General features: G+C 73.1%; 19 protein-coding genes and 1 pseudogene. 5 read left to right on the top strand and 15 right to left on the bottom strand.

Translation table 11 applies throughout. The features are described 5' to 3' along the window. Positions 1 to 200 precede the first annotated feature (200 nt). Positions 201 to 1709 (top strand): DUF6056 family protein, encoded by a 1509-nt coding sequence (locus AC07FK_RS26265; protein WP_479107401.1) that lies wholly within the window; start codon positions 201 to 203, stop codon positions 1707 to 1709. Here AC07FK_RS26265 and AC07FK_RS26260 read toward each other — a convergent pair. The 9 genes from AC07FK_RS26260 to AC07FK_RS26220 all read right to left on the bottom strand — a co-directional run bounded on the left by AC07FK_RS26260 (position 1684) and on the right by AC07FK_RS26220 (position 10036). Continuing rightward, complete coding sequence (locus AC07FK_RS26260) at positions 1684 to 2136, bottom strand: GtrA family protein (RefSeq protein WP_479107400.1); 453 nt, start codon at positions 2134 to 2136, stop codon at positions 1684 to 1686. The two genes, AC07FK_RS26265 and AC07FK_RS26260, sit on opposite strands and share 26 nt — an antisense overlap. After that, on the bottom strand, positions 2133 to 3116 hold the full coding sequence (locus tag AC07FK_RS26255; protein ID WP_479107399.1) for a glycosyltransferase family 2 protein: 984 nt from the start codon (positions 3114 to 3116) through the stop codon (positions 2133 to 2135). Before AC07FK_RS26255 ends, AC07FK_RS26260 begins: the two co-directional genes overlap by 4 nt. Before the next feature lie 151 nt (positions 3117 to 3267). After that, positions 3268 to 3516, bottom strand: coding sequence for a hypothetical protein (locus AC07FK_RS26250; RefSeq protein ID WP_479107398.1), 249 nt, complete (start codon positions 3514 to 3516; stop codon positions 3268 to 3270). Positions 3517 to 3535: 19 nt separating this feature from the next. Beyond that, complete coding sequence (locus AC07FK_RS26245; protein WP_479107397.1) at positions 3536 to 3805, bottom strand: hypothetical protein; 270 nt, start codon at positions 3803 to 3805, stop codon at positions 3536 to 3538. Between the two features lie 133 nt (positions 3806 to 3938). Further along, positions 3939 to 5561, bottom strand: a complete 1623-nt coding sequence (locus AC07FK_RS26240) for an alkaline phosphatase D family protein (protein WP_479107396.1) — start codon at positions 5559 to 5561, stop codon at positions 3939 to 3941. A gap of 188 nt (positions 5562 to 5749) precedes the next feature. After that, entirely contained in the window at positions 5750 to 7144 is a 1395-nt protein-coding gene (locus AC07FK_RS26235) for a hypothetical protein (protein ID WP_479107395.1), read from the bottom strand. Between the two features lie 140 nt (positions 7145 to 7284). Next, positions 7285 to 8166 carry a DMT family transporter gene (locus AC07FK_RS26230; protein WP_479107394.1) on the bottom strand — a complete coding sequence of 294 codons (882 nt, stop codon included), beginning with the start codon at positions 8164 to 8166 and terminating at the stop codon, positions 7285 to 7287. Between the two features lie 27 nt (positions 8167 to 8193). Next, on the bottom strand, positions 8194 to 8982 hold the full coding sequence (locus AC07FK_RS26225) for a DUF998 domain-containing protein (protein ID WP_479107393.1): 789 nt from the start codon (positions 8980 to 8982) through the stop codon (positions 8194 to 8196). A gap of 109 nt (positions 8983 to 9091) precedes the next feature. After that, on the bottom strand, positions 9092 to 10036 hold the full coding sequence (locus AC07FK_RS26220) for a phosphatidylinositol-specific phospholipase C (protein ID WP_479107392.1): 945 nt from the start codon (positions 10034 to 10036) through the stop codon (positions 9092 to 9094). A gap of 166 nt (positions 10037 to 10202) precedes the next feature. On the opposite strand from AC07FK_RS26220, the gene AC07FK_RS26215 reads away from it, so the two are divergent. Continuing rightward, positions 10203 to 10733 (top strand): DUF2165 domain-containing protein, encoded by a 531-nt coding sequence (locus AC07FK_RS26215; RefSeq protein ID WP_479107391.1) that lies wholly within the window; start codon positions 10203 to 10205, stop codon positions 10731 to 10733. 44 nt (positions 10734 to 10777) lie between these two features. On the opposite strand, the gene AC07FK_RS26210 is transcribed toward AC07FK_RS26215, so the two are convergent. Continuing rightward, a complete protein-coding gene (locus AC07FK_RS26210; RefSeq protein WP_479107390.1) occupies positions 10778 to 10981 on the bottom strand; it encodes an antitoxin in 204 nt (67 codons plus the stop codon). 143 nt (positions 10982 to 11124) lie between these two features. Between AC07FK_RS26210 and AC07FK_RS26205 the strand changes: the two are divergent. Continuing rightward, positions 11125 to 11331: pseudogene (locus AC07FK_RS26205) on the top strand (dihydrofolate reductase family protein); the annotation flags it as partial. Positions 11332 to 11436: 105 nt separating this feature from the next. Here the strand turns inward: AC07FK_RS26205 and AC07FK_RS26200 are convergent. The 4 genes from AC07FK_RS26200 to AC07FK_RS26185 form a co-directional block, all read right to left on the bottom strand. After that, positions 11437 to 12921: an FGGY-family carbohydrate kinase gene (locus AC07FK_RS26200; RefSeq protein WP_479107389.1), complete on the bottom strand. Its 1485-nt coding sequence runs from the start codon at positions 12919 to 12921 to the stop codon at positions 11437 to 11439. Between the two features lie 46 nt (positions 12922 to 12967). Continuing rightward, positions 12968 to 14299 (bottom strand): MFS transporter, encoded by a 1332-nt coding sequence (locus tag AC07FK_RS26195; protein WP_479107388.1) that lies wholly within the window; start codon positions 14297 to 14299, stop codon positions 12968 to 12970. Between the two features lie 127 nt (positions 14300 to 14426). Next, on the bottom strand, positions 14427 to 15200 hold the full coding sequence (locus AC07FK_RS26190; protein WP_479107387.1) for a DeoR/GlpR family DNA-binding transcription regulator: 774 nt from the start codon (positions 15198 to 15200) through the stop codon (positions 14427 to 14429). After that, the gene (locus AC07FK_RS26185) at positions 15197 to 15841 is read right to left on the bottom strand and encodes a histidine phosphatase family protein (RefSeq protein WP_479107386.1); all 645 of its coding nucleotides are present in this window, start codon (positions 15839 to 15841) and stop codon (positions 15197 to 15199) included. Before AC07FK_RS26185 ends, AC07FK_RS26190 begins: the two co-directional genes overlap by 4 nt. Before the next feature lie 166 nt (positions 15842 to 16007). On the opposite strand from AC07FK_RS26185, the gene AC07FK_RS26180 reads away from it, so the two are divergent. After that, positions 16008 to 17051: a 2-hydroxyacid dehydrogenase gene (locus AC07FK_RS26180; RefSeq protein ID WP_479107385.1), complete on the top strand. Its 1044-nt coding sequence runs from the start codon at positions 16008 to 16010 to the stop codon at positions 17049 to 17051. After that, positions 17048 to 18538, top strand: coding sequence for an FGGY family carbohydrate kinase (locus AC07FK_RS26175; RefSeq protein ID WP_479107384.1), 1491 nt, complete (start codon positions 17048 to 17050; stop codon positions 18536 to 18538). Before AC07FK_RS26180 ends, AC07FK_RS26175 begins: the two co-directional genes overlap by 4 nt. On the opposite strand, the gene AC07FK_RS26170 is transcribed toward AC07FK_RS26175, so the two are convergent. Next, the gene (locus AC07FK_RS26170; protein ID WP_479107383.1) at positions 18535 to 19605 is read right to left on the bottom strand and encodes a fatty acid desaturase family protein; all 1071 of its coding nucleotides are present in this window, start codon (positions 19603 to 19605) and stop codon (positions 18535 to 18537) included. The two genes, AC07FK_RS26175 and AC07FK_RS26170, sit on opposite strands and share 4 nt — an antisense overlap. Between the last annotated feature and the right edge of the window lie 276 nt (positions 19606 to 19881).

Below are 19881 nucleotides of genomic sequence, written 5' to 3'. Positions count from 1 at the left end.
GGTGACGTGTGACAGCCACATCTTCGCCGACCGGGGCCGCCTCGCACACGCGTACGCCGCATCGCGGGTTGCTCCATTCGGCGCAAACGGGCTGCCCGGCGGCGTGGGCTTCCGCCCGTACGAACCGCGGCCGGTGACGATGCCGAGCGGTGGACGAGGTTCCGCTTCGGAGTCGGAACCGGCGGTGAACAGGAGACCTTGTGACGGCTGCACCGGGCGTTGCCCTCCCGCGCGAACCGGTACCGGGCGGAGGCGGCCCGGGGCGCGGGAGCGGAAAGCACCGTCTCCCCCGGTCGTGGACCGGCGTCTGGACGACGGCCCTGTGCCTGCTGCCGCTCGGTCTGCTCGGGGCGGGGGCGTGGCTGGGCCGCCACGTGCGTCCCAGCGCGGACGAGTGGTGCTTCCTGCCCAAGGTGCGTGACCTCGGCGTCTGGGGAATGGTCGAGAAGTTCTATGTCCTGGACAACGGCCGCGTGGGCAACGGTGTGCTCGTCGGTCTGTACGCGCAGTTCCCCGTCGCCGGACATCAGTGGTTCGCCCTGATCAGCGGCGCCGTCATGCTCGGTGTGCTGTGGGCGCTGACCGTCCGGGTGCTGCGCAGGTCCGGACGGACGGCGCCCCGCGGAATCCCGCTGCTCGTGGCGTCCATGATCACGGCGGTCTTCCTCTTCGCCACCCCCAACACCTACAAGACGTTCTACTGGCCCGCCGCCTCCGTGTCGCACACGCTGGCTCCCGTGCTGGCGTGCGCCGCCGCCCTCCCGCTGCTGGCGGCGCGCGGCCGCAGGGGCAGGATCGTCGCCCTGGCCGTCGTCTTCGTCTCCGGTGTCTTCATGGGCACGCTCTCGGAGGAGGCGTCCGTGGTCTGCCTGGTGGTGCTGGCGGGCATCGTGCTGCTCGGGCGCTGGATCTTCACCGAGCGGGCCCGTGCCGCCGCCCGCTGGTGGTCACTGGCCGGCATGGCCGGCATCGGCATCGGAACGCTCGTCCTGATGACGTCGCCCGGCGGACGCAGGCGGCGTGAACGGTTCGGCCTCGAAAGCACCTCGATGCTCGCCCCCGAGTCGCTGATCGCGTCGGCGCGCGGCTACGCGCACATCCTGGAGACCGTCTTCACGACCTGGCAGTACGCCGGGGCCCTCGCGGCCGGAGTGCTGCTCGGCCTGCTCGCGCGCGGCCGGGCGGGCGGCTCTCCGGTCCTGCTGCCCGTCCGTCCGTTGCTGTGGACGTCGTTCGGCGCCCTCGCCTTCCTCGTCTCGGGCTACCTCTGCACTGTCATCACCTATCCGGTCTTCGGCGCCCGCGTGATGACCGCCCAGCGGACCTGGAACGACTACCTGCTCCTCTACGTCCTGTTCCTGGTGGGCGCCGGCGCCTTCCTGGGCCGCGCGCTGCGACGGCGCGAGCGGCGTACGGGCGTGGCGACGGCGGCAGCCGCCGTGCTGTGCGCCGTGGCCGTCGCCGGGCTCGCCGTTCCGCTCCACGACCTGGGCCAGGACATGCGCGTACGGGCGCAGAAGTGGGACCGTCAGGACCGGTTCCTGCGCGCGCAGGCGGCGCAGGGCGCGACGTCCGCCCCCTACACACCGCTGTCGGTCGCCGGGACGCTGGAGCCGTTCGGCGGCAAGGGGCGCCACACCTGGCCGGCCGGCTGCGTCGCGGACTACTACCACCTCGACCGGGTCACTTACTCGACTCGGCTTCCGTGACCTGCGGCTCCGCCCCCGGCCGCGCGCCGGCCCCGGAGGCCCGGGTGGCGGCCGCACCGGACGTGATGGCCCACCGTGCCAGCAGGAAGGACAGCGGTGTGACCAGGACGCCGGCGGCGAGCGCGGAGAGGTTCTCGGGCAGGCCGAGCCCGCTCACGGCGACGTAGAGCAGGATGCCGCTGCCGACGACGTTGACCAGGCCCGACAGGGGATAGCGCAGGAAGGCCCGCCAGGTCGGCTTCGTGCGGAGGGTGACGTACGAGTTGAGGAGAAACGATCCGACGACGCTCACCGCATAGCCGACACCGTGGGCGGCCAGATAGGGCAGCCAGATGTTCAGCGAGGCGTACACGGCGTAGTAGACGGCCGTGTTGACGACGCCGATCGCGGCGAAGGCGGCGAATTGGCGCAGGCCCCGGGCGTTCACGCCTCAGGCCGGGCCTGTCCGGCGGGCTCCAGCGAGAGGCCGGAGCTCAGCACCGTGGCCGTCTCGTCGGTTTCGCGGACCACGTAGTGCGGACGGCGCTTCGACTCGTCGTAGATCCGCCCCACGTACTCGCCGATGACACCGAGCGTGGCGAGCTGGATTCCGCTGAGGGCCACGACGGCGGTGATCAGCGTGGCGTATCCGGGGGTGTCGACACCGTCCAGCACGACGTTGGCGATGATCCACAGCGCGTACACCAGGGCGGACAGGAAGAGCCACAGACCGGTGTGGATCGCGAGGCGCAGCGGGCGGCTGTTGAAGGAGATGAGCCCGTCGATGCCGTAGTTCAGCAGATGGCGCCCGCTCCACTTGGACTGCCCGGCGGCCCGCTGGACGTTCTCGTACGTGAAGCTGACCGTGTCGAAGCCGATCCAGGAAAAGAGCCCCTTGGAGAAGCGGTTGTTCTCCGGAAGGGCCAGCAGCGCGTCGACCGCCCGGCGGGACAGAAGCCGGAAATCGCCCGCCCCGTTCACGATCTCGACGTTCATGCAGCGCCGTACGAGCCGGTAGTACGCGCGGCACAGCGCCGTCCGCAGGACCCCCTCGTGAGCGCGGTCGCGCTGGGCGACGACCTGGTCGTACCCGTGCTGGTGCAGCTCCAGCATGCGGGGGATGAACTCGGGCGGGTGCTGGAGGTCGGCGTCCATCAGGACGACCGCGGCGCCCCGGGACATGCGCAGGCCCGCGAGCATCGCGGATTCCTTGCCGAAGTTCCGGCTGAAGGACGTGTAGCGCACTCGCGGGTCCGTGGCGGCGAGGTCCTTCACCACGGCTATGGTCTCGTCGCCGCTGCCGTCGTCGACGTAACAGACCTCGAAGGTCGAGCCTGTCGGTTCGAGAGCGGTGATCAGGGCCTGGTGAAAGGCCGCGAGCACCTCGCTCTCGTTGTAGCACGGCACGACGATCGATATCTGGACCATGGTCACCCACTCCAGCACGGTTCCGGTACATGCGCTGCCGCCTCCAGTGGAACGCGGCGGCGCGCCGGGGGCCGTCTCAGGCACTCCACACGGGTGACGCGTCCCGGGACGCCGGTGTGCCGGGAGTGGGGTGGAGGAGGACCTGCCGGGCTCAGCCGCCGAGCTGCGCGACCGACGTGTCCAGCGTGTTCGCCACGGCGGAGATGTCCTGGTCGGACGGGTCCGTGCCGTCGAGGCGCCGGGCGAGGTCCTCGGCGGACACCACCTCGATCGCGCCCCGGTAGGCGTCCGATTCCAGCTCGGCCGCCGGAATCACCCGGGCGCGGCCCTCGACGACGACGAGCGTCGGCTCGGCCACGCGCGAGCGCAGGAGTTCGCGGACATGGTCCTCAGTGATCACGCGTTCGTCCTTTCCCTGGTCACCTGTGACGCTTGCGGCGGGCGGGGGTGTCCGTGACGCCGCCCTCGCCCGAACGGCGCGCGCCGCGTTCCTCGCCGGACGACTCCACACCGGCGAGGCTCTCGCCGTCCGCCGTGCCGCCCTTGGCCGGATAGCCCTCCTGCGCGCTGGCCGTGCCGGGCACGACCCGTTCCTGCGCCTGGCGCTCGGCGCCGGAGTGGGCGCCGGGGCCCTTCTCTGTGCGCGGCCGGGGCTCGCGGTCCGGATTCCGTGATTCCTTCTCACTCATTGCGCACACCTCGTTCCTGGGTGTCGACGGCCCCCGACGACCCGCGGGCCGTCACGGCTGAGGGGTACCCGCGGTACGGGAGGGATAACTGCCCGGACTCCGCGGGCCCGCCGCCGGCGGGGCGGAACGCGGCTCACGCCGGTACGAGGCCCGGCCGGCCCGCCTCGGTGACGAACGAGGCGGCCGTGGTGAGCGTCCCGCCCGGCCTGGTGACCTCCGAGACGGTCCGGAAGTCCGCACGGGCCCGGTCCGACTCCAGGGTGATGACCGTGTATCCGCGTCGGCCGTTGTAGAACTTCAGGTGCGGGTTGGCCTGGACGAGGCTGTCGAAGTTGGCGGGCCGGTCGGATCCGTCCTTGCCGCTGGAGAGCGACGTGGTCGAGATCTCGGTGCCGACCGTCCGCGAGGCCGGGTCGTCGAAGTCCTTCTTCAGGTCGAAGCCGTATCCGACATGGGCGTCCCCGGCCAGCACCAGCAGGTTCTCGACACCGGCCGCCCCGGCGCCGTCGAGGAACCTCCTCCGCGCGGCGGGGTAGCCGTCCCAGGCGTCCATGGAGAGCTTGTAGTCGGCGGTCGGCAGGTCGCGCCGCCGCGCGAACGTGACCTGCTGCGGCACGACGTTCCAGGTCGCCCCCGCGCCCTTCCAGCCGTCGAGCAGCCAGCGCTCCTGCGTCTCGCCGGTCATGGTGCGCGACGGGGCCTCCGCCTCCGGGCCCGGCTTGTGCCAGCCGCCGCCGTACGCCCGCGGCGAGCGGTACTGCCGGGTGTCGAGCACGTCGAACTGCGCGAGCCGCCCGAAGCGCAGCCGCCGGTAGAGCCGCATGTCGGCGCCGTCGGGCTGCTGCGGGGTGCGCAGCGGCTGGTTCTCCCAGTACGCCCGGTAGGCGGCGGCGCGCCGGAGCAGGAACTCCTCGGGCGGCACGCCGTTCTCCGACGTCTCGTCCGCGTAGTTGTTCTCCGTCTCGTGGTCGTCCCACGTGACGACGAACGGATGCGCGGCGTGCGCGGCGATGAGGTCCTGGTCGGACTTGTAGAGGGCGTACCGCAGCCGGTAGTCCGCGAGCGTCGTGGCCTCGCGGTCGAAGTGCGCGGGCAACTGCCGGTCGGCGTAGGCACGGGCCCCGCCGGCGCCGTCGACGGCGTACTCGTAGAGGTAGTCGCCGAGATGGACGACCAGGTCCACGTCCTCGCCGGCCAGGTGCCGGTGAGCCGTGTAGTAGCCGTGGTGGTACGCCTGGCAGGCCACGGCGGCCAGCTTCAGCCTCGACTTCGCCGCGCCCCGGGCGGGTGCGGTACGGGTACGGCCGGTCGGGCTGGCCCAGGTGCCGGTGCGGAAGCGGTAGTAGTACGGACGGTCGGGGGCGAGGCCGTCGACCTCGACGTGCAGGGTGTGGTCGAACTCGGGATGCGCCGTGACGGTGCCGCCCCTGACCTTGCGCAGGAACGTCTCGTCGTGGGCGAGTTCCCAGGTGACCACCACCCGCTGCTCGGGCAGGCCGCTGTCGGGTTCGAGGGGGCGCGGAGCCAGCCGGGTCCACAGCAGCACGCTGTCGGGCAGCGGGTCCCCGGAGGCGACGCCCAGCGTGAACGGGTTCTCCGTGATCTTCCTGGGGTCGAGTTCGGCGACGCCCGCCGCACCGGCGGCCGGCACGTCGGTGGCGAAGGCGAGTGCGGCGGCGGCCGCGGTGAGGGTGAGGAAGTGACGGCGTCCCAGACGCCGGACGGCGGCGCGGAGCTCAGGCTGATGACTGTTCATATGCCGCCTGATATGCCCGCTTCGCTGCTTTCCTGATCACCGCATTCGAGTGGTGCGGGCAGTTGTGGGCCCGTCCCCGTGAAACGAGGGCGAACGAGGGCGAACGCCGCGGAGGGCGGCCGGGACAGGCCGCCCTCCGTGGTGCTCCGGTGCCGGTGCCGCGGGGGCCCGGCCACCGTGCCGGCGCGTCAGAGGCCGCTGGTCGCGTCCGGTTCCTTCTGGCGGCGCAGCAGGGCCGAACCGGCGAGGACCGCGCCGACCGCGGCGCAGGACACCGCCGCCGCCTCCGCCCACGCGAAGGACTCGCCCAGGCTGCTGTCCAGCAGGTCCACGGTGCCGACGCTCGCCAGCGCGTGCAGGGCCACGATGCCGATCGCGGTCGCGGCGCTCGCCGCCCAGACGCGCGTGGTGTCCCGCACGGCCAGCCACACACCGAACACCAGGCAGAGCACGGTGACCGCGAGGGCGAGGCCGTCCGCGTAACCGCCGGAGCGCAGGTGCGCGAAGTCCGTCGGCAGGTGGATGACGCCGCAGGCGAAGAGAAGGACCGCCGCGGGCCATCGCAGAACGGACCGCAGGGCCGGCGAGGGCGTGTCGTCGCCGAGCGCGTCACCGACGGACGGGACGACGCCGCGGGGGGCGGCGGTGGTCGGCCGCGCCGGGCGGCCGACCGGCCGCTCGCCGCCGGGGGCCGGCATGCGGCCCGCGTCGCGGACACCGGCCGGCGGTGTCGTCACGGCCCCGGTGCCGGCCTGCTGCTTCCGGGCGGCGGCCGGTTCCGCGGCCGGCGGGCGCTGGTGTTCGCCCTCCTCGTGGCCGAGGATGCTCACCAGCTGCGCCACCTCCTCGATGGGCCTGCCCACGGCCGCGGCGCGCAGCGTGGTGTCGGCCTCGTCCACCTCGTGCGGGGACTCGTTGAGCATGGCGACCAGCTGGCGCACTTCGTCCAGGGGCCGGGCCACGGCTGCGGCCCGCAGGGCCTCGTCGCCGGGGCTGTTCACCTCACCGGTGTGCCTGAGCAGGCTCACCAGCGCGGCGACCTCTTCGAGCGGCCGGCAGGTCGCCGCCGTCCAGAGCAGAGTCCGTATGGGTTCCTCGCCGGAGTCCGGGTCCTGCGGTCCGGTGGCCGCGGCCAGGTCGGCGGCCGTCGCCTTCGCGGCGGCCACCCGCGCGGCGTCCTCCTGCAGGGCCTTCTCCCGCGCGGCGGGGTCGCTCGCCGGGGTCGTTCGTGCGGCGCTCTCGCCTGCGGGCACGCGCGCGGCGGTCTCGTGCTCCGGCGTCGTCCGTGCGGCCTCGTGCTCCGGGGTGGTCCGTGCGGCGCTCTCGTCCGCGGGGGCCGTGCGCGCGGCGGTCTCGCTCACCGGAGTCACGTGCACGCCGGTCTCGTGCGCCGGGGTCACGCGCGGGCCGGTCTCGTCGGCGCGGGGCGTGCGCGGGGCGGCGCCGTTCGCGGAGGCCGCCCGTGCGGCGGCCTCGTCCCTGGCGGCCGCGTAGACGGCGGCCGCGTACGCCGCCGCGTCGTCGGGCGGCTGGGAGCGGTCGTCGTTGCCGGGCGTGGGGGACGTTGTCGGGTCGGTTGTCATGGCGCGGCTCCGTTCGCCGTACTTCCGGTGGCACACACCGTTCGGTTGCCGTGCGCCACCTGGACGCACGCTTTGATCCATCAAAGGGGCATACACGCCAATTGCGCCATCCGGGCAGGGCAGAAGGGGGGTTCCGGACGTCAGGCCGCGGGCGCGTGGTCGTCGTCGCCCTCGTCCTCCGTCCTGACCCTGGGCAGCAGCAGCACGCCCCAGGTGACCAGCACCGCGCCGACGCCCTCGGGGACGAGCCACCACCCCGTGCGCACCTCGTCGCCGTACACCAGCATCCCGAGAGCCACACTGACCAGCGCCTCTCCCAGCGTGAGCGCGGGCTGCGAGGCCACCAGGGGCCCGGACTCCATGGCGTTGGCCAGCAGGAACAGCGAGCAGGCGCCCGCCGCCACGAAGCCGTACGTCTGCCAGCAGGCCACGAAGGCGCCGAACCCGTGCTGTTCGAACGTGGTGGTGGAGAACTTCATCAGCGTGGCCGTCAGGGCGTAGCCGATCGCGGAGGCCGAGCTGAACAGGGCCGCCCGCGCCATGCCGCGCGGCCGCGCGAGGGCGGCCAGTACGCACAGGGTCATGACGCCTCCCGTCGCCAGCAGCGTCACCACCCACACGACCGGCGCGACCTCGGAGTGGCGTTCGTACGGCGACGCCGCGGCCAGTGCCAGACCGAGACCGAAGGCGATCATTCCCGCGGCCGTCCAGCCGGCCGCGGGAAGCCGGCGCCGGGAGACCATGCAGGCGATCAGGAGGGTGAAGGGCAGCTCGCTCACCAGAATGGGCTGGACGAGCGACATCGAGCCCAGCGTCAGGGCCAGCGCCTGGCACGCCGCGGCGACGACGATGACGGCGATCCCCCCGAGCCACGCCGCGCTGTGCACCAGGTGGGGGATGAGCCGGAAGCTGAAGGCGTCACCCGGGGGAACGCGGCGCGCGGCGATCCGCTGGAGCACCGTGCCGGTGGCGTTGCCCACCGCCGCGAGCACGGCGAACAGCACGGTGAGTACGGATGCCACGCGGCGCTTCCTCCGGTAGGCGGGAACTCAAGAGGTGCGGCCGGCGGGCCGGTTCTCCGGATGCGGCGGCGGCGCCATCCCCGGCAGCGGTCCGGCCGCCTCCTCCCGCGGCTCGTTCCGGGGCCTGCCGGACGTGAGGAGTTCGCGGGCCAGCAGGGTGAACCACAGCCCCACCAGCAGCACGTGCGCGCGTTGGGGCAGTCCGTGCCAGCCGGGGTGGCCGATCAGCGGGCCGACGGTGACGACGGCCGACACGAGCGCTCCGGCCAGCAGACGGGGCCCCCAGCGGCGCACCAGCGGCGCGCGCGACGGTGCGGAGGCCGCCGCCACGCACAGCAGCACCATGGAGGCGAAGAGGAAGAAGTGCACCAGCCCGCTCGTGACGGTGTGCCACGGGTGCACGGCCTCACACGCCGGCTCCCGGGAGGGGGCGCAGCCCATCGGCAGCATGACGTCGGCCAGCGACGACGCCCCGAACCCGCACAGCGCCCACCAGCCGGCACGGGCGGCGGCCCCCGGCAGCAGGTCGCGTGCGAGGAGTGCCAGGAGAGCGCCCGCCATCACGAGAGCGGCGCACGCGATCTCCATTCCGCCGAACAGCGCCCTGAAGGGCTGGTCCGCGGCGAAGAGTTCACTCACGTACGCGTGCCGGTAGTCCAGGCCCGTCGGCAGCAACAGCTCCAGCAGCCAGCCGTTGTACAGAAGGGCCGCGCCGACGAGGGCGACCGCCGCCGGTCTGCCCGACCTTCCCGCGACGGGCCGTCCGGGCCCCTGGGGCCGTGTGCGCTGAGTGGGCGTAATGCGAGTCGAGTGCATCGTGACGCTCCGAACCGGGCGGTCGCGGCGGCACGCGCCGGCGGGACGCTCGGATCGGTGAACGTGGCCGCTGCGCCGCCACGCGGGAGAGGCATGGTCATCCGCTGGTCTAGCGGGCCCGGCGTGCCCAGTCCAGGACCTGACGCCTCGTCTCACCCGTGTGGCCCTGAGCGGCGGCCGCGCCGTTGTGCCGGATCAGGGACTCCACCAGCCCGGAGCGGGTGTTGGGGAAGTCCAACGGGACCACCCCCAGCCCCGTCCAGCCGCCCGCCTCCGCGCCGTCGAGGAAGCCGTGCACTCTCGGGTTGAGCCGGTCGGAGTTCCACCGGGGCGGCAGCAGGGCCGACGTGCTCACGTAGTTCATGAACAGCTTGCCGGGCTGCTGGGCCGCCTTGCGGAAGTGGGCTTCGATCCTGGGGTACTTGGCGCCCGGCTCGGCCATGTAGTCGTCCTGGATGTCGAAGAGCGCCGAGTCCCCGTACCGCACGCCCGGCAGTCCGCCGTTGTCGGCCAGCAGCACGACCCGGCCCCGGGCCTGCCCCAGGGTCGGCAGTCCCGCGTCGATCCGGAAGAGCGGCCGCCAGCCCTTGACGTCCAGGTAGAGGTCGAAGATCCGGCGGAATTCGGCGTCCGCCGCCTCCGAGTACTCCTGTTTGACGCGCATCAGGACCGTCTCCGAGGGACGGGCCCGAAGGAAGTCCCGGCAGGCGATGAGGATGTCGCCGAACATGAGGTTCTGGTAGTACGCGCCGTGATGGATGGCGAAGGAGTCGCCGGTGACCCGGCAGCGTACGTCGAGGAAACGGATGCCGCTGAGCAGCTGGTCGGCCACCGATGTGTTCTGGCACGCCACCCAGGGGCCGCCGACGCGGGCGCCCGAGTCGTGGGTGCCGGGGATCGTCAGCCGCTGTATCGGCGTGGAGTCGCCCAGGCCCGCCATCCAGTCCTGTACGGACAGGGTCCGCGTTGCCGCGGCGGCGCGCGGCGTGGCGAGCAGGGCGGTCGCGGAGACCGCCGCCGCTCCCGTGAGAAAGGTGCGCCGGTCCACGCTCATCTGCCTGGTCCCCCTCGGTCGGCCGGATCGCCGACCGCCCGATCGGCCCGTGCAGTATGACGTGCACAGGTCATGACTGCCAGGGGTCGGACACCTGCGCGGCCGCGCGGGATCGGGGACACTCGGGAGGACGACCGGACGCCAACTCACCGTCACCGAGGTGCACATGACCGTCAGAAACCAACGATCAGGTCCCGCGCGGCCGCTCGCGCTCGCCGCCACCGGGCTCGTCGCCACGGTCGCGCTCTACATGGCGCTCGTGGCCTTCGGCAACATCACGGACTTCGGCACGAACCAGGAGTTCGTACGGCACGTCCTGGCGATGGACACCACCTTCAAGGACGAGGACCTCATGTGGCGGGCCGTCGAATCGAGGACGCTGCAGGACGTCGCGTACATCGCCATCATCGTCTGGGAGACCGTCGCGGCCCTCGTGCTGATCGCGGCGACCGTCCAGTGGGCCGCCGCGCTGCGCAGCGGCGCGTTCGGCCGGGCGCGGCGGACGGCCAGCCTGGGCCTGCTCATGGTGCTGCTGCTCTTCGGTGCGGGGTTCATCGCGATCGGGGGCGAGTGGTTCGCGATGTGGCAGTCCGAGGACTGGAACGGGCTTGAGGCCGCCACCAGGAACGTCCTCGTCGCGGGTCTTGCCCTGGTGGTCGTCCACCTGCCGGCCGGCGCCGAAGTCGACACGCGGTGAGGGCGGGACAGCAGTCTGTCCCGCCCTCACCCGGCCGCTGACGGTCAGGGCTGAGGAGGCCGGTCCTGCGGACCCGTGCCCCGCTCCCCGCCGAACTCGTCCCTCAGCCTCTCCTGGCCCGTGTCGACCTGGCGGCTGTACTTGCCCTGGGTCCGGTCGTCGACGGCGTCGCCCGCCTTGTCGACGCCCTTCCCGGCCTGCGACTCGTGGCCCTTCATCATCTGCTTGAGCTTGTCCATCATGGACATGAGCTAGCCTCCTAGCTGGTCGCCCCCACTCCTACAGGGTCCCCGCACCTCACGCTGTCCGCATCCGCGGGCCCTGACGAACCGGCGAGAACGCCGGGCCGACGGCCGAGTTCGCCGGTATCCGGCGGGACACGCCGAGGTTCGTGTTCTCCCGGACGCTGGAGCGGGCCGACCGGAACACCACGATCGTGCGGGAGGCCGACCCCGGCGCGATCAGGGCGCTCAAGGCGCGGCCGGGCGGGGACATGACCCTCAGCGGCGCGGCCCTCGCCGCGGAATTCATGCGCCAGGGCCCGGTCGACGAGTACCGCGTCTACATCCGTCCGGTCCTCATCGGGCGGGGCAGGCCTCTGTTCCCCGCGGCGGACGCCTATGTGGGCCTGCGGCTCGTGGAGACCCGGACGTCGGCAACGGCGTACTCCTCGCCCGTTGCGCCGCGGGGTGAGCGCGGCCGCTCACCCCGCCTCCGCCGGCCCCGCGTCCAGCCAGCCCCGCGATCGCAGCTCCGCGACGAAGCGCTGGTACGACGCCTCCAGCGCCGCCCGCTCCCGCTCCACCGGATCGACCGCGCGCCCGCCCGCCGTCATCGCCGCCGCACTCGCCGACAGGTCTGGGTGGAGCGTTCCGGCGGCGGCGAGCAGGGCCGCTCCGAAGGCCGTCTCCGCCCGCTCGGCGACGCGCAGCGGCCGGCTCAGGACGGTGGCGCGGATCCGGTTCCACAGGTCGCTGCGGCTGCCGCCGCCCGCCGCGTGCAGCGGGCCCCGCACCCCGACGCCCAGTGCCTGGACGCGTTCGATGGCGAGGCGCTCGAGGAAGGCGACGCCCTCCAGCGCGGCCCGGTGCTCGTCCGCCTCGTCCCGCGGTGTGCCGGCGAGGAAGCCCCGCGCGTCACCGGAGACGAACGGGAACCGCTCGCCCTCCCGGCGCAGCGGATAGTTCAGGCACGACGCCGGGCCACGGGCGGCCGCGGCCGCGTCCAGTTCCGGCAGCCGGGCCGGGTCCACGGCGGCCAGGGCCTCGCCACCGGTGTTCGAGGCGCCGCCGGGCAGCCACCAGCCGTCGGGGTGGCGGTGGCTGTAGAGGGCGCCGGACGGGTCGGTGACCAGCTCGCGGGTGACCCCCTTCAGGACGTACGTCGTCCCGAGCACGCCGACGAACTGGCCGGGTTCCACGGCGCCCGTGGCGATCTGGCCCGCGCATCCGTCCGTCATCCCGAGCCGGACCCGGCAGCCGGCGGGCAGACCGGTCTCCGCCGCCGCCCACGCCGATACCGTGCCCGCCTCGGTGCCGGGCGGCCGCACGGCGGGCAGCAGGCCGGGGGAGACGCCGAAGGCGTCGAAGACCTCGCCGGCCCACTCGCCCGCGCGGGGGTCGTAACCGGTCTTCAGCGCGTGGCTCCAGTCCGCGGCGACCGGATGCCCGGTCAGCTTGCGGCCGAGCAGGTCCGGCGTGTGCAGCACGACGTGTCCCGGGAGCGCCCGGTTCGCGTACCAGACGAGCCTGCCGAGCGCCGCCGTCGGGCCGACCGTCAGGCCCAGCGCCCGCCAGCGCGGCGCGCCCAGTTCCTGCGCCTTGGCGTTGAGGTCGGCGGCCCGCCGGTCGTCGTACATCAGCGCCGGTCCCACGGGATCCCCGTCGGGGTTCGCGAGGACCAGGGTGCCCGAGGTGGCGCAGACCGCGACCGCCACCACCTCGGCCCCGCCGGCCGGCAGCGCGCCGGTGGCCTGCCGCAGTGCGGCGGCGGCCGCCGGCCACCACGCGCGGGCGTCCTGTTCGCTGTGGCCGCCCGCGCCGCGCACCGGCCCAGGGAGCGGCGCCCTCCCCTCGGCGAGGACCTGCCCGAGGGCGTCGGCGCACACCACTCTGACCGCGGCGGTCGCAACGTCGACGCCGGCCACGACGGGGACGGGGGAGCGGGCGGCGCCGGTGGTGGGGGTCATGTGAGGGGCGGGTCCTTCCGTGCGCGGGCGGGTACGGGGATCGGGCTCAGGTGGTGGCGCGGGCCGCGACCGGCACGGCGGCCTCCTGGAGGGACTTGCCCTGCTCGATGGCCTCCTCCGACGCCCGCGGGAGACGCAGGAAAAGCGTGAGCACCGCGGCGACGACGTACAGGCCGGCGAAGATCAGGACGACGCCGTCCCGGCCGAGCGGCCCGAGGAACAACGAGACGACGGCGGGCCCCACGAACGCCGCGCCGCCCGCCCCGAGGTTCAGCAGCGCCATCGCGCCGCCCTTGTTCTCCGGGGCCAGCGACGGCATCAGGGCGGAGATCGGGACGAACCCGGCGAGCGTGGCGCCGTAGACCATGCCGACGCCGACCGCGACCCAGTAGTTGTCCGTCATCAGCTTCGGGACGAAGTACAGGGCGAGCACGCTCACCGCACAGCCCACCGCGCCGAACCAACCGATGGTGGTGCGCCAGCCGATCCGGTCGCTGACCAGGCCGAAGAGCAGGTTGAAGAAGATGTTGGTGGCGAACATGATCGACAGCAGTCGCAGCCAGTCGCCGTCGCTGAAGCCCATCTCGTCGGTGAAGAAGGCCGGCAGGATCACCCAGAGGCCGAACTGCGGAGCCGTGTTGATGACGCGCACCACGCAGCCGACGGCCACCTTGGGGTTGGTCCAGGCGATGGACAGGCTGCGGGTCAGCGACTGGACCGGCTTGACCCCGGGCGGCGCGAGCCGGGAGTACCCGGTGCGTTCGTGTACGCCGAGGAGACAGAAGGCGCCGCCGATGGCGATCAGGGCGAGCGCGACCCACAGCGTGCCGAACTTTCCGAAGAGCGGATTGGTGACGGACGCGGTGAGCGAGCCCAGGGTGGGCAGGCCGCCGGTGAAGGCGAAGTAGAACCAGCCGACGGCCGCGCCGAGCCGGGCGACCGGGGCGGTGGCCGTGACCCACACCAGGAAGGAGAACGCGAAGAGCGGGTAGCCGAAGCCCCGCAGGCCGTAGAACACGAGCATCAGGGTGTAGTCGTCCTGCGCCGCGCCCAGCGTCAGGAAGAGGATGTCGAAGACGATCCAGATGGCGAGGCCCGCCTGCATCACCCGTCGCGGCCCCCACAGTTCGGACAGGGCGCCCGACAGCCAGGAGGCGAGCATGACGGTGACGCCGTACGCCGTGATCACATAGCTCGCGCGGACCTCGCTGCCGGCGCCGTTGCCCTCGATGAACGGCGCGATGAAACCGGACTCGACCCCGTCGCCGATCATGAAGATCAGTACGCCGATGAACCCGAAGAGGAGGGGCCTGGGAATCCCGACGCGGTCCCAGACGGTCCCCCCGACGCGCGCGGCGGATGTGGCGGTGCTGCTCATTGCTCGTGCCTCCACAGTGAGGTGCCATGGCCCGCGGACGTACAGCCGCGACGGGGATGCATCATGACCTCTGTGAAATTAACACGCAAGAGTTTAAGAATCTTGTTGTCACGCGGCGGACATGCGGTCAGGCGGCGGACGCGACCCGGACGTCCGTACGCTCGCCGAGAGCCGCCAGCAGCTCCGCGTCCACCCCGTCGTCCACCACCAGGTGGTCGAAGTCCCCGACGGGGCCGAGCCGGTGCAGCGCGGTCCTGGCCAGCTTTGTGCGGTCCATCAGCAGCACCTTGCGCGTGCCGGAGGCCAGCATCGCCCGCTTGACCAGCACCACGTCCTGTTCCTGGTGATACGTCATCCGGGCGTCCATCGCCGAGGTCGACACCAGCACCATGTCCACCGAGAGCGCCTCTATGGCCTCCAGGCAGGGCACGCCGAGGAAGGAGTCGTGGGTGCGCGAGTACTCCCCGCCGAGCGAGATGAGGCGTATCTCCTCGTGGCCGGCGAACAGGTCGATCACCCGCCGGGCGTTGGTCACCACCGTCAGCGGGGCGTGGTCGACCAGCAGCGCGGCCAGGGCCAGCGCGGTCGTGGAGTCGTCCAGCATCACCGACATGCCGGGCTCGACGAGCTCGGACGCGGTCCTGGCGATGGCCTCCTTCTCGGCCGTGTTGACGCCGAGGCGGTAGTCCAGATTCGACTCGAAGACGGTCGAGGGCAGTGCGGAGACCCCGCCCCGGAAGCGGCGCAGCACCCCGCGTCTGGCCAGTTCGTCCAGGTCCCGGTGGACCGTCATCAGACTGACCCGCGTCAGCTCCGCGAGCTCGGCGCCGCTCGCCGTGCCGTGCTTCAGGACGTGCTCGGTGATGATCTGCCTGCGGGCTTCCGCGCCGGTCGTCGTCATGCGCCCAAGTTTCGCGCACCGCCGTGGAGGGACGCCGAGGTGGGGACGTTGAGCGAGCGCAGCGCCGTACCGGCGTCCGTCACCTCGATCTCTGTCACGGCCGCGTTGTCGAGCCGCGGGAACACCAGGCGGTAGCGGCCGACGGGGATGGAGAGCATCGCGCACAGCGCCATGCGCAGCAGCGTGTTGTGCGCCACCACCAGGACCGTGCCGTCCGCGTGCTTGCGCGCCAGGCCGCGCAGCGCGGTGGAGGCGCGGGCCGCGGCCTCGGACGGCGGCTCCGATCCGGGGAAGGCGCCCAGCTCGGCGTCCTCCATGAAGCGCCGTACGGCCTCGGGGTCCTCGGCGGCCATCTCCGCGATGGTGCGGCCCTCGCCCCAGCCGAAGTCGACCTCGCGCAGTCCCTCGACGATCTCGGGCTCCACGCCCAGTACGTCCGCGGCGGGCCGGGCGGTCAGCCGGGCACGGCTGACCGGCGAACAGGCCACGGCGTCGACGCCCCGGTGCTTCGCCCAGTGCCCCAGCTCCTCCGCCTGCCGCAGCCCCTTGGCGGTCAGCGCGATGTCGGAGATGCCGGCGTACCGGTTCTCCGCGTGCCACTCGGTCTCTCCGTGCCGTACGAGCAACAGGCGTGCTGACATGGGCGATCTCTCCCCTGCAAGGCGCGGCGACCCCGCGGGACCGGGGTCGCGTCGGTCCATTGATTCGTCAAAACAATGATGTTAAATCTATCAGCGCCAGTGTTAGTGGCGCTGCGGCAACGCCCGACGCGCATCGCCACCGCGACCCCGAGAAGGGCCCCGCCCCATGCGCATCCTCGCCGCCGGCGATCATTTCGTACGCCCCGACCTTCTGCGCGCCGCCCTGCGCGAGGAACTCGGCGCCGCCCCCGAGATCACCGAGCTCACCCTGCCCTGGCCCCACGAACCCTTCGGCCCCGTCGGAGACGTCCACGAGGCGAGCGGTACGGAGGAGGAACTCGTCGAGGCGCTGGACGGCGCCGAGATCTGCGTGACCCAGATGGCGCCTTTCACCGAGAAGGTCTTCACCGCCTGCCCGGACCTGCGCATGGTCGCCGTCTCCCGGGGCGGCCCCGTCAACGTCGACCTCGACGCCGCCACCCGGCACGGCGTCGCCGTCGCCTTCGCGCCCGGCCGCAACGCCCCCGCCGCCGCCGAGTTCGCCGTCGGCCTCATGCTCGCCGCCATGCGGCGCATCACCACCGCCGACGCCGAACTCAAACGCGGCATGTGGCGCGGCGACTTCTACGCGTACGACGAGGGCGGCATCGAACTCGACGGCGCCACCGTAGGGCTCGTCGGCTACGGCGCAATCGGCCGCATCGTCGCCCGCGTCCTGCGCGCCTTCGGCTCCCACGTCCTGGTAGCCGACCCCTACGCCGATCCCGACGCCGCCCGCGCCGACGGCGTGGAACCGGTCGGACTCGACGAACTCCTGCGCCGCAGCAGCGTGGTGAGCCTGCACGCCCGCCTCACCCCCGAGACGCACCACCTCATCGACGCCGCCGCACTGGAGCTCCTCCCCGAGGGCGCGGTTCTGGTCAACTCCGCGCGCGGCGGCCTCCTCGACTACGCCCCGCTGCCCGGTCTGCTGAAAAGCGGGCGCCTCGGCGCCCTCGCCCTCGACGTGTACGACGTCGAACCCCCGCCCGTCGACTGGCCGTTGCACGACGCCCCGAACGTCGTCACCGCCCCCCACCTGGCCGGAGCCACCCGGCAGACCGCCCACCGCGCCGCCGCCATCACCGCCGCCGAGGCTGGCCGTTTCGTACGCGGCGAACAGCTCGCCCACCCTGCCAACCCCGAGGTGCGGGAGGCCGCACGCCCATGAGCGTCGTCATCGGCGTCGACGTCGGCACCTCCGTGACCAAGGCCGTCGCCTTCGACGGCGAGGGGACACCGCTGGCCTCTGCCACGCGCCGCAGCAGCCTCGTGCGGCTGCCCGGCGGCCGCGTCGAACAGGACCTCGACGACGTCGTCCGCACGGTCGCCGAAGTCGTACGGGAGACCTCCGCCGCCCTGCCGGAGCCGGCCGCCGCCGTCGCCCTCACCGGCCAGGGCGACGGCCTGTGGCTGCGCGCCGCGGACGGCCGCGCGGTACGCCCGGCCATCTCCTGGATGGACGGCCGCGCCGCGGACCTCGTGGCGCGCTGGCTGGCGGACGGCACGGTCCAGGAGGTTCACAAGCACACCGGCTCCGGCATGTTCCCCGGTTGTCACGCCCCGCTCCTCGCGCACCTGCGGGAGCACGAGCCGCAGACCCTGCGGCGCGCGGCCACCGCCGGATACTGCGTCGACGCCGTCGCCCAGCGCCTCACCGGCCGGGTCGGCGTGGACGCGTCGGACGCCACCCTGCCCTTCCTCGATCCGGTCACCCGTACGTACGCGCCCGAGGCGCTCGCCGCCTGCGGCATCGAGGACCTGGCGCACCTGCTGCCCGACCCGGCCCCACCCGGAACCGTCCTCGCCCTCGACGCCACGGGGGCGCGGCTGCTCGGACTGCCCGAAGGACTTCCGCTCACGGCGGGACCGTACGACCTGCCGGCCTGCGCCATCGGCAGCGGCGTGCGCGACGTGGGCGACGGGCTGCTCATCGTCGGCACCACCCTCGCCTGCCAGGTCCTGACCGACAGCGCCCGTACGGACGGCTCCGCCGAGCCGGCCGGCATGTGGCTGTGCACCCCGGACCCCGGCCGCTGGCTGCGCGCGATGCCCGCGATGGCCGGCACGGCGGCCCTCGAATGGGTCCTCGCGCTCACCGGCGCGACCACGGCCGACCTCGACGCGCTGCTCGCCGAGAGCCCTCCGAGCGCGCACGGCGTCACCGCGCTGCCGTTCCTCTCCGGCGCGGGGGAGCGGGCCCCGTTCGTGGACCCGGCCGCCCGCGGGCGGCTCGACGGGCTCACGCTCGCCCACACACGGGGCGACGCCGTACGGGCCGTGTGCGAGGCGATCGGTTACGCCGCCCGGCACTGCCTGGAGGCCGCCGGTCTCAGCGGCGCCCTGGCGGCCTGCGGCGGAGGAATCCGTTCGGGCCCGTGGGCGCAGCTCTTCGCCGACGTCCTGGGCCGGCCGGTCCGCATCCCGGTGGAGAAAGAGGTGGGCGCGCTCGGCGCGGTGCGCGTGGCGCGGCACTCCCTCGGCGAGACCCCGGAGACGAAGCAGCAGCCGCACCGCACGGTGGAGCCGCGCCCGGCCTCCCGCGCGGCGTACGAGGACGGGTACGCCGCCTACCGCCGCGCCCTCGACACCGCGCGCGCCCAGTGGGCGGACCCGGGCCCGTGGCCGCCCGCCACGTCCGGGCCGTCGCCGTCCTAGGCCCCGGCCGGGGCGGCGGACCGGCGGGACTCGCGGATCGGGGCGCCCGCCCGGTGCAGGCTCGTGAGCGCCTGGCGGTAGGAGGTGATCAGGCCGGTCTCCAGGTAGCCGATGTCCAGGTCCCGGCAGTACTCCCGGACGATGACCTGGGCACGCCGCAGGTGCGGGGCGGGCATGCTGGGGAACAGGTGGTGCTCGATCTGGTAGTTCAGGCCGCCCAGCATCAGGTCGGTGAACCAGCCGCCGCGCACATTGCGTGAGGTCAGCACCTGGCGGCGCAGGAAGTCGGGGCGGTCGTCGCCGGTGAGGATCGGCATGCCCTTGTGGTTCGGGGCGAAGATCGATCCGAGGTAGACGCCGAAGAGGCACTGGTGCACGGCCAGGAAGGCGATCGCCATGCCCGGCGGCAGCACCAGGAACAGCGCGGCCAGGTAGGCGGCGAAGTGGGCGAACAGCAGGGTGCCCTCGAGGGTGCGGTTCTTGAGCGTCCGGTTGGCGAGCGCCCGTACACCCGCCACGTGGAGGCTGAAGCCCTCCAGCGTGAGCAGCGGGAAGAACAGGAACGCCTGCGAGCGCCCGAGCAGCCGGGGGAGCCCCTTCGCCACCCGCGCCTGGTCCTGGGACCACACGAGGACGTCGGGAAGCACGTCCGGGTCCAGTTCCGCGTGGTTGGGGTTGGCGTGATGACGGGTGTGCTTGTCCATCCACCACCCGTATCCCATGCCGATGCCGAGGTTCCCGGCTATGCGGCCGGAGCGCTCACTGGCCTTGCGGAGCCGGAAGACCTGGCGATGCGCCGTGTCGTGAGTGACGAGTGCGACCTGGCCGAAGACCAGGGCGAGGAAGGCCGCGACCGCCAGCGTCCACCAGCTGTCCCCGACGAGGACGAAGGCGGTCCAGCCCCCGGCGTACAGGGCCGTCACCGCCGCGATACGGGCCGTGTAGTAACCGGGGCGGCGCCCCATCAGCCCGGCCGCGGCGATCTTCTTGTACAGCCGGGAGAAGTCGCTGCCCGGCTTCGGCGGCGCGGCGGACGGGGGAGGGCGTACGGAGGTCTGCACTGGCATGGTGACGTTTCCTTCGGGTGGGGCAGGCCGGCGGGGGCCGGCCGGGCGGTGCGCGAGGCACAAGGGGCGCGCCGCCGGCCTGGCGGTCCGTGGATGCGCGCGGCGGAGGTCCGGCGCCGGGTGTCGGCGCGGACTCCGCGGTCGGCGGGGGCTGGGTGAGCGGGACGCGGGACGCGGGCCGCGATGCGGCAGAGGTCGCGCCGGACGTCGGACGGAGAGCGCCTCGGCCTCGGGACACCTGCGTCCCGGCTGTCTGCGGCGCGGGTGGAACCTGCT

This window comes from Streptomyces sp. NPDC046122 (genome assembly GCF_056429965.1).
This window is presented reverse-complemented; position numbering and strand designations above follow the sequence as displayed.

Coding starts and splice junctions, on each gene's coding strand:
- AC07FK_RS26210 (WP_479107390.1), bottom strand. CDS start 10,981: ATGTCCATGATGGACAAGCTCAAGCAGATGATGAAGGGCCACGAGTCG.
- AC07FK_RS26235 (WP_479107395.1), bottom strand. CDS start 7,144: ATGACAACCGACCCGACAACGTCCCCCACGCCCGGCAACGACGACCGC.
- AC07FK_RS26170 (WP_479107383.1), bottom strand. CDS start 19,605: ATGCCAGTGCAGACCTCCGTACGCCCTCCCCCGTCCGCCGCGCCGCCG.
- AC07FK_RS26175 (WP_479107384.1), top strand. CDS start 17,048: ATGAGCGTCGTCATCGGCGTCGACGTCGGCACCTCCGTGACCAAGGCC.
- AC07FK_RS26220 (WP_479107392.1), bottom strand. CDS start 10,036: ATGAGCGTGGACCGGCGCACCTTTCTCACGGGAGCGGCGGCGGTCTCC.
- AC07FK_RS26240 (WP_479107396.1), bottom strand. CDS start 5,561: ATGAACAGTCATCAGCCTGAGCTCCGCGCCGCCGTCCGGCGTCTGGGA.
- AC07FK_RS26185 (WP_479107386.1), bottom strand. CDS start 15,841: ATGTCAGCACGCCTGTTGCTCGTACGGCACGGAGAGACCGAGTGGCAC.
- AC07FK_RS26180 (WP_479107385.1), top strand. CDS start 16,008: ATGCGCATCCTCGCCGCCGGCGATCATTTCGTACGCCCCGACCTTCTG.
- AC07FK_RS26215 (WP_479107391.1), top strand. CDS start 10,203: ATGACCGTCAGAAACCAACGATCAGGTCCCGCGCGGCCGCTCGCGCTC.
- AC07FK_RS26245 (WP_479107397.1), bottom strand. CDS start 3,805: ATGAGTGAGAAGGAATCACGGAATCCGGACCGCGAGCCCCGGCCGCGC.
- AC07FK_RS26195 (WP_479107388.1), bottom strand. CDS start 14,299: ATGAGCAGCACCGCCACATCCGCCGCGCGCGTCGGGGGGACCGTCTGG.
- AC07FK_RS26190 (WP_479107387.1), bottom strand. CDS start 15,200: ATGACGACGACCGGCGCGGAAGCCCGCAGGCAGATCATCACCGAGCAC.
- AC07FK_RS26255 (WP_479107399.1), bottom strand. CDS start 3,116: ATGGTCCAGATATCGATCGTCGTGCCGTGCTACAACGAGAGCGAGGTG.
- AC07FK_RS26225 (WP_479107393.1), bottom strand. CDS start 8,982: ATGCACTCGACTCGCATTACGCCCACTCAGCGCACACGGCCCCAGGGG.
- AC07FK_RS26200 (WP_479107389.1), bottom strand. CDS start 12,921: ATGACCCCCACCACCGGCGCCGCCCGCTCCCCCGTCCCCGTCGTGGCC.